The following is a 14,461-nucleotide window of genomic DNA, read 5'->3' on the forward strand; positions in this document are numbered from 1 at the left end:
TCAGGCTGCAGCGTCAAGGCTGCCCCACCCCAACCGAGGAGAAAATCCATGCCTTCCTTCGACGTCGTATCGGAGCTGGACAAGCACGAAGTCACCAACGCCGTGGACAACGCCATGAAGGAGCTCGAGCGCCGGTACGACCTGCGCGGCAAGGGCAGCTTCGAGGCCAAGGACCTTACCGTCACCCTGACCGCCGACGCCGATTTCCAGCTCGAGCAGATGCTGGAGATCCTCAAGGTCAACCTGGCCAAGCGCAAGATCGACGTCCAGTGCCTGGAGGTCAAGGACGCCTATGCCTCCGGCAAGACCGTGAAGCAGGAGACCACCCTGCGCGAGGGCATCGACAAGGAGCTGGCGAAGAAGATCGTCGCCCTGATCAAGGACAGCAAGATCAAGGTCCAGGCCGCCATCCAGGGCGAACAGGTGCGCGTCACCGGCAAGAAGCGCGACGAATTGCAGGAGGTCATCGCCCTGCTGCGCGGCCAGTCCCTGGGCATGCCGCTGCAGTTCGACAACTTCCGCGACTGAGCCGCGTTTCGGAACCTCTCGGGCTACCGTCCGTCGCACATAGGGCGCCGCCATTCAGGCCGCGCCCGACTTTTTTCTTGTGCGTGGAGAGGTAGACGATGGATTTGAGTGCCCAGACCGATCACCTGCTGACGGCCTTCATGGCCTGGCTACCGGTGATCCTGCAATATTGCGGCAAGGTGGTACTGGCCCTGATCACCCTGTGGATCGGCTGGTGGATCATCAATCGCCTGACCGGGCGACTGGCCGCGCTGTTCACCGCACGGCACATGGACCAGGCCCTGGAAACCTTCGTGGTGACCCTGGTCAACATCGGTCTCAAGGTCATGCTGGTGATCAGCGTCGCCTCCATGATCGGCATCGCCACCACCTCCTTCGTCGCCGCGCTCGGCGCCGCCAGCCTGGCCATCGGCCTGTCGCTGCAGGGCAGCCTGGCCAACTTCGCCGGCGGGGTGCTGATCCTGCTGTTCCGGCCGTTCAAGATCGGCGACTACATCGAGGCCCAGGGCGTGCAGGGCACCGTGGATTCGATCCAGATCTTCCACACCGTGCTGCGCACCGGCGACAACCGCACCGTCACCGTGCCCAACGGCAACCTGTCCAACGGCATCATCACCAACCAGTCGCGCCAGGCGACCCGACAGATCGTCTTCGACGTCAAGGTCGGCTACGACGCCGATCTGCAGAAGGCCAAGCAGGTGCTGGCCGACATGGCCAAGGATCCGCGGGTGCTGGAGACGCCGCCGCCCGCCATCGTGGTGGCCGGCCTGGGTGACACCTTCATCACCGTGTCGCTGCGCTGCTGGACCGCCAACGGCGATTTCTGGGGCACCCAGTTCACCTTCAACGAGCAGATCCGCGATCGCCTGCGGGCCGAAGGCATCGACATCGCGCTGCCCAGCCGGGTGGTCAAGGTGATCGACGACAAGGGCGACGAGCGCGCCACTGCGGCCGCGCGCGGCGAAGCCTAGGGCAGGGCGGGGCGGCCGTAGGCCGCCCCGGTCTCAGTGACCGCTGCCGGAAGGACCGCTGGGTATCGCGGTCCGCCGCTGGCGCAGCCAGAGCACCGCGATCAGCAGCAGAGTAGGCACCCCCATCAGGGCGGTCAGCGAGAAGAACGAGCTGTAGCCGACGTGCTCGACCATGGCCCCCGAGTAGCCGCCCAAGAGCCGCGGCAACAGCAGCATCAGCGAGCTGAGCATGGCGTACTGGGTGGCCGAGAATCTGAGGTTGGTCAGACTCGACAGGTAGGCGACAAAGGCCGAGGTGGCCATGCCGCCACTGACGTTGTCGGCGCAGATGGTGGCGATCAGCAGCGGCACGTTGGCGCCGGTGGAGGCGATCACCACGAACAGCAGATTGGTCAGCGCCGAGGCGGCGCCGCCGAGAAAGAGGATCGGCAGGATCCCCGCCCGGGTGATCAGCACGCCGCCCAGGCCCGCGCCGAACAGGGTCATGAACACCCCGAAGATCTTGCTGACCCCGGCGATGGTTTCCTTGCTGTAGCCCACGTCGATATAGAAGACGCTGGCCATCACGCCCATGACCGTGTCCGACAGCCGATAGGTGGATATCAGGCCGAGCAGCAGCAGCGCCTGCCACTGGTAGCGCTGGATGAACTCGGTGATGGGCGTCAGCACCGGTGCCATCAGCCGGCGCCCCGGCGCGGTGAGGCAGAGCCAGGCGATCAGGCCGTACATCAGGCCACGCGGCCAGTAGCCGCCGGCCAGCGCCGACAGGCCACCGGTAACGGCGACGATGAGCACGATCAGCAGGATCACCGAGACCATCTGGTGGACGAAGTCGAAGCGCGGCAGCTCTTCGGCATTGGCCGCATCGCGCAGTCGCAGCGGTTCGCGCATGCGCCGCATGAGATCGCTCAGCGGCTTGGAGCAATAGCGCCCCCAGGGCGACAGGCAGCCGACGATGAACAGGCTGTAGAGCAGGGCGCGCGGCCAGGCCTGGGCGATGGCGGCATTGATGGCGGCGGGGATGGAGACCAGCATCACCAGCAGCAGGGCGACCGCCACCAACTGGTGATTGAAGCCGAAGCGCGATTCCGCCATGGCCATTGGCGCCACCGGCTCGGGTTCGCGGATCAGCAGGCTGGTGACCAGGCCGGGCAGGACCAGCAGGGCGAACAGCATATAGGTGGTGGCCCAGGCGTTCTGACTGTAGCCCAGGCGGGACGAGCCCAGTTCCTCGGCGAGAAACAGCGCGCCGGCGCTGGCCAGCAGGGCGGCGATGCGATAGCCGGTCATGTAGCAGGCAGCGAGGGCCGCCTGGCGGTCGTCGCTGGCGATCTCCAGGCGATAGGCGTCCACGGCGATGTCCTGGGTGGCCGAGGCGAAGGCCACCAGCACCGCCAGGGCGATCAGCTGCTCCAGGTGCTGCTGCGGATTGCACAGCGCCATGCCGATCAGCCCCAGACCCACCAGGATCTGCGACAGCACCAGCCAGGAGCGGCGGCGGCCGAGCTTGCCGATCAGCGGCAGCTTCCAGAGGTCGAGCATGGGCGACCAGACCCACTTGAAGGCATAGGCCAGGCCGATCCAGCTGGCGTAGCCGATGGTCTCGCGACTCACGCCCGCTTCGCGCAGCCAGACCGACAGGGTGGAAAACACCAGCATGGCCGGCAGGCCCGCGGCGAAGCCCAGCAGCAGCAGGGCCAGGCAGGCCCTGGATTTGTAGGTGGTGACGGCTTCACGCCAGAAACGTGCAAACATGCCCTTGGGCTCGGAAAAAACGCGCACTCTACTCGACACTCTCAGCTGGATTCCACCGGTACCGACGCATGTCCACCCGGTCCTCGTGCAGCAGCACGCCCTCGGCGCGCAACCGTTCGCGCTGCTCCCGGCCAGAGGGGCTGTCGCGGGTCAGGCTCGGGCGGCCATCCGCGGCGATCACCCGATGCCAGGGCAGGGCGCTGCCCTCGGGCAGGCGCCCCAGCACCCAGCCCACCCAGCGCGCCCCGCGACCGAGGCCGGCGAGTTCCGCCAGCTGGCCATAGCTGACCACCCGCCCCGCGGGAATGGCGGCCAGCGCCAGGAAGACGGCCTGACGCCGGGGTTCGAGGGGAGGGGATGCGCTCATGACGCCCTGCTGCTCCGGGGGAGAAGAGTCCCAGTGTGCCGAAAAGTTTGGTTACGGTGGTGCTGAAACGTGTCGAGCTGCCACATTCTCCCAAGACGTCCGACCTTTGGGCAGTATTTCCGGAAACTTGCCTAACTTTTACCCAGGAACGGTTGCGCGGGTCTCCGGCACCCGGATAATCGCGCCCCTCTCGTTTCGTTACCTTTCCACCCAAGTCCACCCAAAGGTGTCCTGGTGCCCATGCGTTTTCGATTGCTCTCCTCGCTCGCGCTGTTGTCACTCGCCTCCTTCGCCCATGCCGACACCGTCTGGCTGAAGAACGGCGACCGCCTGACCGGAACCATCAAGCTGCTCGACAGCAAGAAGCTGCTCCTGCAGACCGAATACGGCGGCAACATTCCCCTGTCCTGGGACAAGATCAAGACCTTGCAGCGTGACAAGCCCGTCATCGTCCAGCGCGGCAAGTACGAACCCGATTTCCCGGTGGAAAGCCTCAAGCCGGCCGACGACGGTCAGGTGGTGGTCAGCACCGCCGATGGCCAGCAGACCGTGCCCCTGGCCAGCATCACCCAGATCGTGCCGCCGCGTCCCTTCCTGCGCGACTTCGCCTGGAAGGGCAACATCGACGCCGGTCTGGACTACATCAGCTCGTCCCAGGACAGCGAAAAGTACGACATCGACTTCAAGACCCAGGCCCGGCACGGCATGTGGCGGCACAACGCCAACGGCAGCTACGACCGCTACAAGACCGACGACGTGGTCTCGACCAGCAAGTACGGTCTGCAGTACGCCCTGGATCGCTTCTTCGACGAGAAATTCTTCTGGCAGGGCCGCGCCGAATACAAGCGCGACTGGATCCAGGACCTGGCCAAGCAGCGCACCCTGGGTACCGGTCCCGGTTACCAGTTCTGGGACAACGAGCTGGGGGCCTTCTCCCTGACCGGCCTGCTCAACCACAACCGTTACGAGTACTCGGACGGCGGCTCCGACCAGTTCCTCTCGGCGAGCGTGAAGTGGGACTACAACCGCTACCTGTACGGCCAGACCATCCAGTTCTTCACCAATGGTGAACTGGGCCGGCCGCTGGACAACACCGCCAACTTCACCTTCGACGGTGATGTCGGCCTGAGATACAAGGTGACCAACTGGGCGTCGCTGAACCTCAAGGCGTCCAAGGAACTGACCAGCGGTGCCGAGGGCAACGTCAACCAGACCGAGTACACCGCCGGTGTCGGCGTGTCCTGGTAACGTCATGTTTCCCTAGGCAGGCGCCAACCCGTCAAGGCCGCGATTTTCGCGGCCTTGACGTTTCTGCCAGGCGCCGGCTGCCCACCTTGAAATCGGCGTGGCCGCCTCCATCTCCTGTCTTTCAACCGGTTTCCACCGTGAAGGACCCGAGATGCGCGTGACCGCCTTACTCTTCTTGCTGTTCCCCTTTGTGGAACTGGCCGTGCTCATCAAGATCGGCAGCGAAATCGGCGTGCTCGCCACCTTCGCCCTGCTGTTGCTGAGCTTTCTGGTCGGCGTCGCCCTGCTGCGCGTCGCCGGCTTCACCACCCTCTGGCGCATCCGCATGCGCCTGGCCCAGGGGCAGATGCCCGAGCAGGAAGTCATCCAGGGCCTGACCCTGGCGATCGCCGGCGCCCTGCTGATCTTTCCGGGCTTCATCAGCGATGTCCTGGCGCTCGTCTGCCTCCTGCCGGTGACCCGCAAGGCCCTGCTGGGCGCGGTGATCGGCCGGGTCACCCGGCGCAACCCCGGCGCCCAGGGCTACCAGGGCCATCAGCCGGGCCCCGGCCAGGCCGCGCCCCATCGCCCCGAGGTGATCGAGGGTGAAGTGGTGCACCGCGACGAGCAAAAGCACTAAAAATTTTGTCCCCCGCCCTTGAAATGCCTGGCGACAACCTCATGTAGCGGACACCGCAAGGTTGTCGCCGCAAGGCGAGCAGGTTTCGCGTCCTGTCATGCATGGGGCGCACCCGGCGCAGCCGGTAAAAACAAACTGCCGATGCAGTCATCGGCGCTGGAAACACTTAGAACTTTGGGAGATACGACAATGGCGCTTCGTCCTCTGCATGATCGCGTTGTGATTCGTCGCAGCGAAGAAGAGACCAAATCCGCTGGCGGCATCGTGCTGCCGGGCTCGGCTGCCGAAAAGCCGAACCGCGGTGAAGTGGTTGCCGTAGGCACTGGACGCGTGCTGGACAACGGTGATGTCCGTGCTCCGGCGGTGAAAGTGGGTGACAAGGTGGTTTTCGGTCCCTATTCCGGCAGCAACGCCATCAAGGTCGATGGCGAAGAACTGCTGGTGATGGCTGAGTCCGAAATCCTGGCCGTCATCGAAGGCTGATCCCCGCTCACTTTTCGAATTTCTTAGAGGAAACAGAACATGGCTGCAAAAGACGTCAAATTCGGTGACTCCGCGCGCAAGAAGCTGCTGACCGGTGTCAACACCCTGGCCGACGCCGTCAAGGCCACCCTCGGCCCGAAAGGCCGCAACGTGGTGCTGGAGCGTAGCTTCGGTGCTCCCCTGATCACCAAGGACGGCGTTTCCGTCGCCAAGGAGATCGAGCTCAAGGACAAGATCGAGAACATCGGCGCCCAGCTGGTGAAAGACGTGGCCTCCAAGGCCAACGACGCTGCCGGTGACGGCACCACCACCGCCACCGTGCTGGCCCAGGCCATCGTCACCGAAGGCCTGAAGTCCGTGGCCGCCGGCCTGAACCCGATGGATCTGAAGCGCGGCATCGACAAGGCCACCGCTGCCGTCGTCGCCGAGCTGAAGAACCTGTCCAAGCCCTGCGCCGACAGCAAGGCCATCGCCCAGGTAGGCACCATCTCCGCCAACTCCGACGACAGCATCGGCAACATCATCGCCGAAGCCATGGAGAAGGTCGGTAAAGAAGGCGTCATCACCGTCGAAGAAGGCTCGGGCCTGGAAAACGAACTGTCCGTCGTCGAAGGCATGCAGTTCGACCGTGGCTACCTGTCGCCCTACTTCATCAACAAGCCCGACACCATGTCGGCCGAGCTGGACAGCCCGCTGCTGCTGCTGGTCGACAAGAAGATCTCCAACATCCGCGAACTGCTGCCGGTGCTGGAAGCTGTCGCCAAGGCCGGTCGCCCGCTGCTGATCGTCGCCGAAGACGTCGAAGGCGAAGCCCTGGCCACCCTGGTGGTCAACAACATGCGCGGTATCGTCAAGGTCGCTGCCGTCAAGGCGCCCGGCTTCGGTGATCGTCGCAAGGCCATGCTGCAGGACATCGCCATCCTGACCGGCGGTACCGTCATCTCCGAAGAAGTCGGCCTGAGCCTGGAAAGCACCACCCTGGAGCACCTGGGTCAAGCCAAGCGTGTGGTCCTGAACAAGGAAAACACCACCGTCATCGACGGCGCTGGCGTCGAAGCCGACATCCAGGCCCGTATCAAGCAGATCCGTGCCCAGGTCGAAGAAACCTCTTCCGACTACGACAAAGAGAAGCTGCAAGAGCGTCTGGCCAAGCTGGCCGGCGGTGTTGCCGTGATCAAGGTTGGCGCTGCCACCGAAGTCGAGATGAAAGAGAAGAAGGCCCGCGTCGAAGACGCCCTGCACGCTACCCGTGCAGCCGTCGAAGAAGGCGTTGTGCCTGGCGGTGGTGTGGCCCTGGTCCGCGCCCTGGACGCTCTGAAGGATCTGAAAGGCATCAACGAAGAGCAGAACGCCGGTATCAACATCCTGCGTCGCGCCGTCGAAGCGCCCCTGCGCCAGATCGTGACCAATGCCGGTGACGAAGCCTCCGTCGTGCTGGACAAGGTCAAGCAGGGCAGCGGCAACTACGGCTACAACGCCGCTACCGGCGAATACGGCGACATGCTGGAATTCGGCATCATCGACCCGGCCAAGGTGACCCGCAGCGCGCTGCAGGCCGCTTCCTCCATCGCCGGTCTGCTGATCACCACCGAAGCCATCGTGGCTGAGCTGCCGAAAGACGACGCAGCCCCGGCCATGCCCGACATGGGTGGCATGGGTGGCATGGGCGGCATGATGTAAGAGTCGCTCCGGCCCCCGGGCCGAGCCCAACCCCGGTGCTCCTCGCGGACACCGGGGTTTTTTATGGCCGGCTGCCGGCCCGCCCGGCGCTGGTCGAGGCCGTCGGGGCCGGTTAGGCTCTGTGCCAAACAGACGACAACGAGGCCCGCAGCGGACTCGGGCAATGAGGTCAGCGACATGCGTATCCTGGTGGTAGAAGACAACAAGGACATCCTCAGCAACCTGCTGGATTACCTCAGCCTCAAGGGCTACAGCGTGGATTGCGCCCAGGATGGCTTGTCCGGGCTGCACCTGGCCGCAACCGAACACTATGACCTGCTGATCCTCGACATCATGCTGCCCGGCATCGATGGCTACACCCTCTGCCAGCGGTTGCGCCAGGATGCCCGCCGCGATACCCCGGTGATCATGCTCACCGCTCGCGATCAGCTCGATGATCGCCTGGAAGGCTTTCGCTCCGGCGCCGACGACTATCTGGTCAAGCCCTTCGCCCTGTCCGAACTGGCCGCTCGCGTCGAGGCGGTGATGCGCCGGGCCAAGGGCGGCGGACGCCGCCAGCTGCAGGTCGCCGATCTCAGCTATGACCTGGACACCCTGGAGGTCAGTCGCGCCGGCAAGCCGCTCAAGCTCAATCCCATCGGCCTCAAGATCCTCGCCCTGCTGATGCAGAAGTCGCCCCACGTGGTGCGGCGCGAGGTGCTGGAAGAGGCGGTATGGGGCGAGGACTACCCCGACAGCGACAGCCTGCGCAGCCACGTCCACCAGTTGCGCCAGGTGATCGACAAGCCCTTCGAGCAGCCGCTGCTGCGCACCATTCACGGGGTGGGCTACAAACTGGTCGAGCAGGAGTAGCCATGGAATACCACCTGAGCCTGTCACGGCGGATCGTCATCGCCTTCGTGCTGATGACCTTCCTGGTCGGCGGGGTGTTTTCCCTGGGCATCGTCGCGGTGGTGCACACCGTGGAAGAGCGGCTGATCTCCACCGACCTGCGCAACGAACTGGAGCGCATGGTGCAGCGCGACATGAAACGCGGCGGCCAGCCGGTGCTGGACCCGGACATGCGCCTGTATTTCGTGCCCCTCGCCGAGGTGGCGCAGTTGCCTGCCCACCTGCGCGAGTTGCCGGCCGGCTTCAGCGAGGTGGAGGAGGACCAGCAGTACTTCTATGCCTATGTGGCCGAGCTGGAGGGCAATCACTTCGTCCTGCTGCAGAATCAGAGCGACTTCGAGGCGCGCGAACGGCTGCTCTACAAGGTGGTGCTGGTCGGCTTCCTGATCAGCGTGGCCCTGGCCTGGCTGCTGGGCTGGGCGCTGTCGCGGCGGGTGATCGCCCCGGTGGTGCGGCTGGCGCGTCAGGTGCGCCGGCGTGATCAACTGCTCGATGTGACGCCGCCCCTGGCGCCGGACTATGCCAAGGACGAGGTCGGCGAGTTGGCCGGCGCCTTCGACGACGCCCTGAATCGCCTGCGCGCCGCCCTGGCCCGGGAGCGCCTGTTCACCAGCGACGTCAGCCACGAGTTGCGTACCCCGCTGATGGTGATCAATTCCTCCTGCGAGCTGCTCGAGGCCACGCCGGACCTGCCAGCCCGGGCGAAAGGGCCGCTGGAGCGCATGACCCGCGCGGCGCGGGAGATGCAGGAGCTGGTCCAGACCTTTCTCGCCCTGGCGCGCAACCAGGGCGACAACGACACCCAGGCGCCGCGTGCCACCCTGGCCCAGGTGGCGCGGCGCCAGACGCAGGAATGGCAGGCGGCGGTGGAAGCCAAGGGCCTGCAGTGGCGGCTGAGCGTGGCGCCGGAGGCCGACCAGGCGCTCTGGCACGAGCCCTTCCTGCGCTCGGTGATGAGCAATCTGCTGCGCAATGCGCTGCACTATACCGAGCGGGGCTATATCGGCCTGCAGGTCGGAGCGGACGGCTTCGTGGTGGAAGACAGCGGCGTGGGCATTCCCGAGGAGCAGCGCGAGGCGATGTTCCAGCCCTTCGTGCGGGGCGCCGAGGGGCGTGGCGAAGGCCTCGGACTGGGGCTGTCGCTGGTCCGCAGGATCTGCCAGCTGCAAGGCTGGACCGTGGCCCTGGGTGACAGCGCGGCGGGTGGCTGTCGCTTCGAGATAGCGCTGGGCAGCGGCAGCCTAGCGGACTGAGGTTACAGAATTTTCACAACGCCTTGACCGCGGTTTGACAGCGGCCTGGGTAGGGTGGCGGCACTTCTCCACTCCCTCAGGAGCCGCCTCCGTGAAAGCGCCCATCGACCTGCCCTTTTCGCAAAAGTACGACGCCGACCACGCCCGCCAGTATTACCTGAAGCATCAGGACGGCCTGGCCCGGCGCCTGTCCAACTGGCGCGACCAGCAGCTCGCCCGGCAGGCCCTAAGCATCGCCGGCCAACCCAATCTGGTGCTGGATCTGCCCAGTGGCGCCGGCCGTTTCTGGCCGCTGCTGGCGGAGAAGCGCAATCGCCTGATCATCGGCGCCGACTACTCGGAAAACATGCTGGCCACCGCCCGTGAACAGCAGCCCGCGGACGTCGTGGCCCGGGTGAAGACGCTACAGACGTCGGCTTTCGCTATCGACCTGTCCGACAATTCTGTAGATTGCATCTTCTGTATGCGTTTGTTTCACCACGTGGGCGAATCGGCGGACCGTCTGGCCCTGCTGCAGGAGTTCCACCGGGTGACCCGCGACAGCGTCATCCTGTCGCTGTGGGTGGACGGCAACTTCAAGGCCTGGCGGCGTCAGGCACTGGAACGTCGTCGCAAGGCCCAGGGCCGCGACCGCGGCGGTTATCAGAACAGATTCATCGTCGAGCGCAGCCAGTTCGAGGCGGAAGTCGCCCAGGCCGGCTTCGTCGTCGACCGGGCCCTGGACTTCCTGCCGGGCTATGCCATGTGGCGGGTCTACGTCCTGCGCAAGGCCAATTGAAGCTATTTCAGAATAAGAGAGGCAGCCGATGGGAGCCGTGACGCAAGGCGAAGAGCGTTTCGATCGCTGGTGGAACACCGCGGGCGACTGGGTGGAAGCGCCCAACGTCCGCCGTGGTGGCGAAAGCGGTGTCCAGCGCCTGCAACTCCCTGACGGTACCCTGGCCTACGTCAAGCGCCAGGTCGGCCACCTCTATCGCAGCCTGCGTCACCCCCTGGGGCGTCCCACCGCCCTGCGCGAGCGCGATGCGCTGATCGCCTTTCGCGATCTGGGCATCCAGGTTCCCGAATTGCTGTTCTGCGCTGCCCAGCATGCCCAGGGCGGCTGGCGCGCCCTGCTGGTGAGCGCGGCCCTGGAAGGCTACCAGGACCTCGATCACTGGTATGCCGAAGGCGGTGGCAAGGCGCTCAGCGAGGCCGAGCACGAGCGGTTCCTGGCCACCCTCGGTGAGGTGCTGGCGCGCATGCACCGGCATCGCTGGCAGCACGGTTGCCTCTATCCCAAGCACATCTTCGTCGCCGAACGAGCCGGTCCCCAGGGCAAGGAATTCTCGGTGGCCCTGCTCGATCTGGAGAAATGTCGCCAGCGCCTCGGCATAGACACGGCCGCTCGTCGGGATATGCTGCAATTGCGCCGCCATTCGTCGTGGAATGCTGCGCAATGGCGAACTCTCCTCTACGTTTACCAACAGGCGTTGGGACGGAAGATCAGAGGGTTGGAGCCATGACTTCACAAATTACTCGAGGTTTGCTGATCGCGGCTTTCTGCGGGGTCACCACCCTGGCCTATGCGAGCTGGCTACGGCCGGCAGCTGCAGTGGTGGGCAGCGAGGGTCTGGACTACTGCCAGACACCGGTCGCCCGCAGCCTGACCACCTCCAGCACCGGTAGCCAGGACCTGCTGCTGTTTCTCTTCGGCATGACCCAGACCCACAACCGCTAGGCCCCCGGGCGGTCAAGCGCCTTTCGCTTCCTCGGCAAGTTGGGCATCCTGTCGTCTGACTTCTAGCTGCCGAGCCCCCGCCAATGATGGCCGATAGTTTTTCCGAGCAGGCCGTGCAGAGCCTGCTGGACACCGACTTCTACAAGCTCACCATGATGCAGGCTGTCCTGCACAACTATCCCAATGCGGAAGTCGAGTGGGCCTTTCGCTGTCGCAACGACGAAGACCTGCGTCCCTACCACGCGGCCATTCAGGCCGAGATCGATGCCCTGGCCGATGTCGCCATCAGCGACAGCCAGCTGGCCTTTCTCGAGCGCATCCCCTTCATCACCCCCGACTTTATCCGCTTCCTGCGACTGTTCCGTTTCAATCCCTCCTATGTGTTCCTCGGCGAGGAGGAGGGGCGCTTCACCCTGACCCTGAAAGGCCCCTGGCTGCACCTGATCCTGTTCGAGGTGCCGATCCTGGCGCTGATCAGCGAGGTGCGCAATCGCCAGCGCCATGCCGACCTGCCGCTGCAGGTGGCCCGGGATCAGCTCTATCGCAAGTTCGACTGGCTGGCCCGGGAGGCGGGCGCCGACGAGCTGGCCGAATTCAAGATGGCCGACTTCGGCACCCGGCGGCGCTTCTCCTATGGCGTGCAGGAGATGGTGGTGCGCAGCCTCAGGGATGACTTCCCCGGTCGCTTCGTCGGCACCAGTAACGTCCACCTCGCCTGGAAGCTGGGCGTCGCGCCCCTGGGTACCATGGCCCACGAGTGGCTGATGGCGCACCAGCAACTGGGTCCGCGGCTGATCGACAGCCAGATCGCCGCTCTCGACTGCTGGGTACGGGAGTATCGCGGACAACTCGGCATCGCCCTGACCGACACCATCACCATGGAAGCCTTCCTGCGCGATTTCGATCTCTACTTCGCCAAGCTGTTCGACGGCCTGCGCCATGACAGCGGCGATCCCCTGCAGTGGGCGGAAAAGGCCATCGCCCACTATCAGCAGCTGGGCATCGACCCCCTGACCAAAACCCTGGTGTTTTCCGATTCGCTCAATCTGGAAAAGGCCCTCGCCCTGTTCCGGGCCCTGCGCGAGCGGATCAACGTGAGCTTTGGCATCGGCACCCATTTCACCTGCGACATCCCGGGGGTGCAGCCGATGAACATGGTGCTCAAGATGAGTCGCTGCAACGGCCAGCCGGTGGCGAAGATCTCCGACGCCCCGGGCAAGGCCCAGGGCGGCGAGCCGGACTTCCTGCACTATCTGCGGCACGTCTTCCAGGTCAACGGCGCCTAGCTACGGTTAGCTCTCAGAGCCTTTTTATAATCTCGCGAGCTAGAGACAAACAAGGCCTGGGCGGCCCCGCAAAAAGGCTTGAGGAAGCGGACCGGGCTCGCGCGCGAGTTTACGAGTGGTAAATGAGCATTCCGAAAGCCTTTTCAACGCAGTTCGGCCGACGCGCAGCAGGTTATAAACAGGCTCTCAGGACGAGCAGCTGATCTCCAGGTGCTTGCCCCAGTCCGGCGGCCGCTGGGCGAAGCGTTCGCGTCCCGGCTGGGCTTCGAAGGGGCGTGACAGCACCTCGTGCAGCAGGCGCACCTCGCTGTAGTCGCCCGCTTCGGCCTGCTCGATCGCCTGCTGGGCCAGGTAGTTGCGCAGCACATACAGCGGATTGACCGCGTTCATGCGGGTGGTGCGCTCGGCCGCCGCGCCGCCTTCGGCGTCCAGGCGGGCGCGATAGGCCTGGCTCCAGTCGTCGAAGCCGCGCAGGTCGATGAAGTCCTCGCGCACCCGGGCCAGCGCCGCGGCGGGTTCCTCTTCGCCCAGCTGGCGGAAGAACAGGTGATAGTCCACACCGCCCTGCTGCATCAGGGCCAGCAGGCGTTCGACCAGCTCCTGGGCTTCGTCGTGCGCTTCCTGCAGACCCAGGCGTCGGCGCATCAGGTCGAGGTAATGCGCCTGATACAGCGGCAGGAAGAGCGCGATGCTCTCCTGCAGCGTCTCGACCGCCACCTTGGGTGTCAATGCCTGGGCCAGGGCCGCCAGGTTCCAATGGGCGATGGGCACCTGGTTGCTATAGGAGTAGCGCCCCGTGTGATCGGAGTGGTTGCAGATGAACTGGGCGTCGAAGTCGTCGAGAAAGGCGAAGGGGCCGAAGTCGAAGGTGAGACCCAGGATCGAGAAGTTGTCGGTGTTCATCACCCCATGGCAGAAGCCATAGGCCTGCCAGTAGGCGATCAGCCGGGCGTTGCGTTCGACCACCTCGCGAAACAGCGCCGCCCAGGGTTCCGCGGTGCCCAGCAGGTCGGGGAAGTGCGCGGCCAGGACGTGTTCGCCCAGTTGCTCCAGCAGGGAGTGCTGGCGGGTGTAGTAGAAGTATTCGAAGTGGCCGAAGCGCACATGGCTGGGGGCCATGCGCAACAGGGTGGCGCCGGTTTCCAGCCGCTCGCGCACCACCTGGGTGCTGGAGCCGATCACGCACAGGGCGCGGGTGGTCGGGATGCCCAGGGCGTGCAGGGCCTCGGAGGCGAGGAATTCGCGGATCGAGGAGCGCAGCACGGCGCGGCCGTCGCCCATGCGCGAGAAGGGCGTGAGGCCGGCGCCCTTGAGGTGCAGATCCCAGTGCTCGCCGCGGTCGTTGACCACCTCGCCCAGCAGCAGGCCGCGGCCATCGCCGAGGCGGGGGTTGTAGGAACCGAACTGATGGCCGGAATAGACCATGGCCCGGGGCTCGGCGCTGTCCCAGAGCTGGGCCCCGGCGAACACCTGGATGAACTCGGGCGTCTCGGCCACCGCCGGATCCAGGTCCAGCAGGGCCAGGGCGGCGGGCGAAGCGACCACCAGCCGCGGATCGTCCAGCGGCCGGGGGTCGATACGGGTGGAGAAGTCATCGCCCAGCCGGGCGAATCTGTTGTCGAAGGTCAGGTCGAGCAGCTGTTTCATGGGTCTCCCGAAC

At 65.2% G+C, this 14,461-nt stretch carries 15 protein-coding genes; 12 read left to right on the plus strand and 3 right to left on the minus strand.

Going from position 1 to position 14,461, the window contains the following annotated elements; all coding sequences use genetic code 11:
* Positions 1–48 precede the first annotated feature (48 nt).
* Both PSEK12I1_RS0122720 and PSEK12I1_RS0122725 read left to right on the plus strand, forming a co-directional pair.
* Positions 49–528: a YajQ family cyclic di-GMP-binding protein gene (locus PSEK12I1_RS0122720; protein ID WP_017640080.1), complete on the plus strand. Its 480-nt coding sequence runs from the start codon at positions 49–51 to the stop codon at positions 526–528.
* Between the two features lie 98 nt (positions 529–626).
* Positions 627–1,499 (plus strand): mechanosensitive ion channel family protein, encoded by an 873-nt coding sequence (locus PSEK12I1_RS0122725; RefSeq protein ID WP_027603026.1) that lies wholly within the window; start codon positions 627–629, stop codon positions 1,497–1,499.
* 33 nt (positions 1,500–1,532) lie between these two features.
* Here PSEK12I1_RS0122725 and PSEK12I1_RS0122730 read toward each other — a convergent pair whose 3' ends face one another.
* Together PSEK12I1_RS0122730 and PSEK12I1_RS0122735 are read right to left on the minus strand one after the other, a co-directional pair.
* The gene (locus tag PSEK12I1_RS0122730; RefSeq protein ID WP_027603027.1) at positions 1,533–3,254 is read right to left on the minus strand and encodes an AmpG family muropeptide MFS transporter; all 1,722 of its coding nucleotides are present in this window, start codon (positions 3,252–3,254) and stop codon (positions 1,533–1,535) included.
* 28 nt (positions 3,255–3,282) lie between these two features.
* Complete coding sequence (locus tag PSEK12I1_RS0122735) at positions 3,283–3,621, minus strand: MGMT family protein (protein ID WP_007161930.1); 339 nt, start codon at positions 3,619–3,621, stop codon at positions 3,283–3,285.
* Positions 3,622–3,861: 240 nt separating this feature from the next.
* Between PSEK12I1_RS0122735 and PSEK12I1_RS0122740 the strand changes: the two genes are divergently transcribed.
* The 10 genes from PSEK12I1_RS0122740 to pncB all read left to right on the plus strand — a co-directional run bounded on the left by PSEK12I1_RS0122740 (position 3,862) and on the right by pncB (position 12,801).
* On the plus strand, positions 3,862–4,869 hold the full coding sequence (locus PSEK12I1_RS0122740) for a DUF481 domain-containing protein (protein WP_027598533.1): 1,008 nt from the start codon (positions 3,862–3,864) through the stop codon (positions 4,867–4,869).
* A 151-nt stretch (positions 4,870–5,020) separates the two neighbouring features.
* Positions 5,021–5,488 (plus strand): FxsA family protein, encoded by a 468-nt coding sequence (locus PSEK12I1_RS0122745; protein ID WP_027603028.1) that lies wholly within the window; start codon positions 5,021–5,023, stop codon positions 5,486–5,488.
* 189 nt (positions 5,489–5,677) lie between these two features.
* Positions 5,678–5,971 (plus strand): co-chaperone GroES, encoded by a 294-nt coding sequence (locus PSEK12I1_RS0122750; RefSeq protein WP_007161933.1) that lies wholly within the window; start codon positions 5,678–5,680, stop codon positions 5,969–5,971.
* 39 nt (positions 5,972–6,010) lie between these two features.
* Positions 6,011–7,651: a chaperonin GroEL gene (gene groL / locus PSEK12I1_RS0122755; protein WP_007161934.1), complete on the plus strand. Its 1,641-nt coding sequence runs from the start codon at positions 6,011–6,013 to the stop codon at positions 7,649–7,651.
* A 177-nt stretch (positions 7,652–7,828) separates the two neighbouring features.
* Positions 7,829–8,503 carry a response regulator transcription factor gene (locus tag PSEK12I1_RS0122760; protein ID WP_007161935.1) on the plus strand — a complete coding sequence of 225 codons (675 nt, stop codon included), beginning with the start codon at positions 7,829–7,831 and terminating at the stop codon, positions 8,501–8,503.
* Positions 8,504–8,505: 2 nt separating this feature from the next.
* Entirely contained in the window at positions 8,506–9,795 is a 1,290-nt protein-coding gene (locus tag PSEK12I1_RS0122765) for a HAMP domain-containing sensor histidine kinase (protein WP_027603029.1), read from the plus strand.
* A 91-nt stretch (positions 9,796–9,886) separates the two neighbouring features.
* Entirely contained in the window at positions 9,887–10,573 is a 687-nt protein-coding gene (locus PSEK12I1_RS0122770; RefSeq protein ID WP_027598537.1) for a class I SAM-dependent methyltransferase, read from the plus strand.
* Between the two features lie 28 nt (positions 10,574–10,601).
* Positions 10,602–11,300 (plus strand): lipopolysaccharide kinase InaA family protein, encoded by a 699-nt coding sequence (locus tag PSEK12I1_RS0122775; RefSeq protein WP_027598538.1) that lies wholly within the window; start codon positions 10,602–10,604, stop codon positions 11,298–11,300.
* A complete protein-coding gene (locus tag PSEK12I1_RS0122780; RefSeq protein WP_027598539.1) occupies positions 11,297–11,515 on the plus strand; it encodes a hypothetical protein in 219 nt (72 codons plus the stop codon). The genes PSEK12I1_RS0122775 and PSEK12I1_RS0122780 overlap by 4 nt, the downstream gene beginning before the upstream one ends.
* 83 nt (positions 11,516–11,598) lie before the next feature.
* The gene (gene pncB, locus PSEK12I1_RS0122785) at positions 11,599–12,801 is read left to right on the plus strand and encodes a nicotinate phosphoribosyltransferase (protein ID WP_027598540.1); all 1,203 of its coding nucleotides are present in this window, start codon (positions 11,599–11,601) and stop codon (positions 12,799–12,801) included.
* A gap of 186 nt (positions 12,802–12,987) precedes the next feature.
* On the opposite strand, the gene selO is transcribed toward pncB, so the two are convergent.
* The gene (gene selO, locus PSEK12I1_RS0122790; protein WP_027603030.1) at positions 12,988–14,448 is read right to left on the minus strand and encodes a protein adenylyltransferase SelO; all 1,461 of its coding nucleotides are present in this window, start codon (positions 14,446–14,448) and stop codon (positions 12,988–12,990) included.
* Positions 14,449–14,461 lie beyond the last annotated feature (13 nt).

This window comes from Pseudomonas sp. MOIL14HWK12:I1 (genome assembly GCF_000510705.1).
Classification (GTDB): Bacteria; Pseudomonadota; Gammaproteobacteria; order Pseudomonadales; family Pseudomonadaceae; genus Chryseomonas; species Chryseomonas oryzihabitans.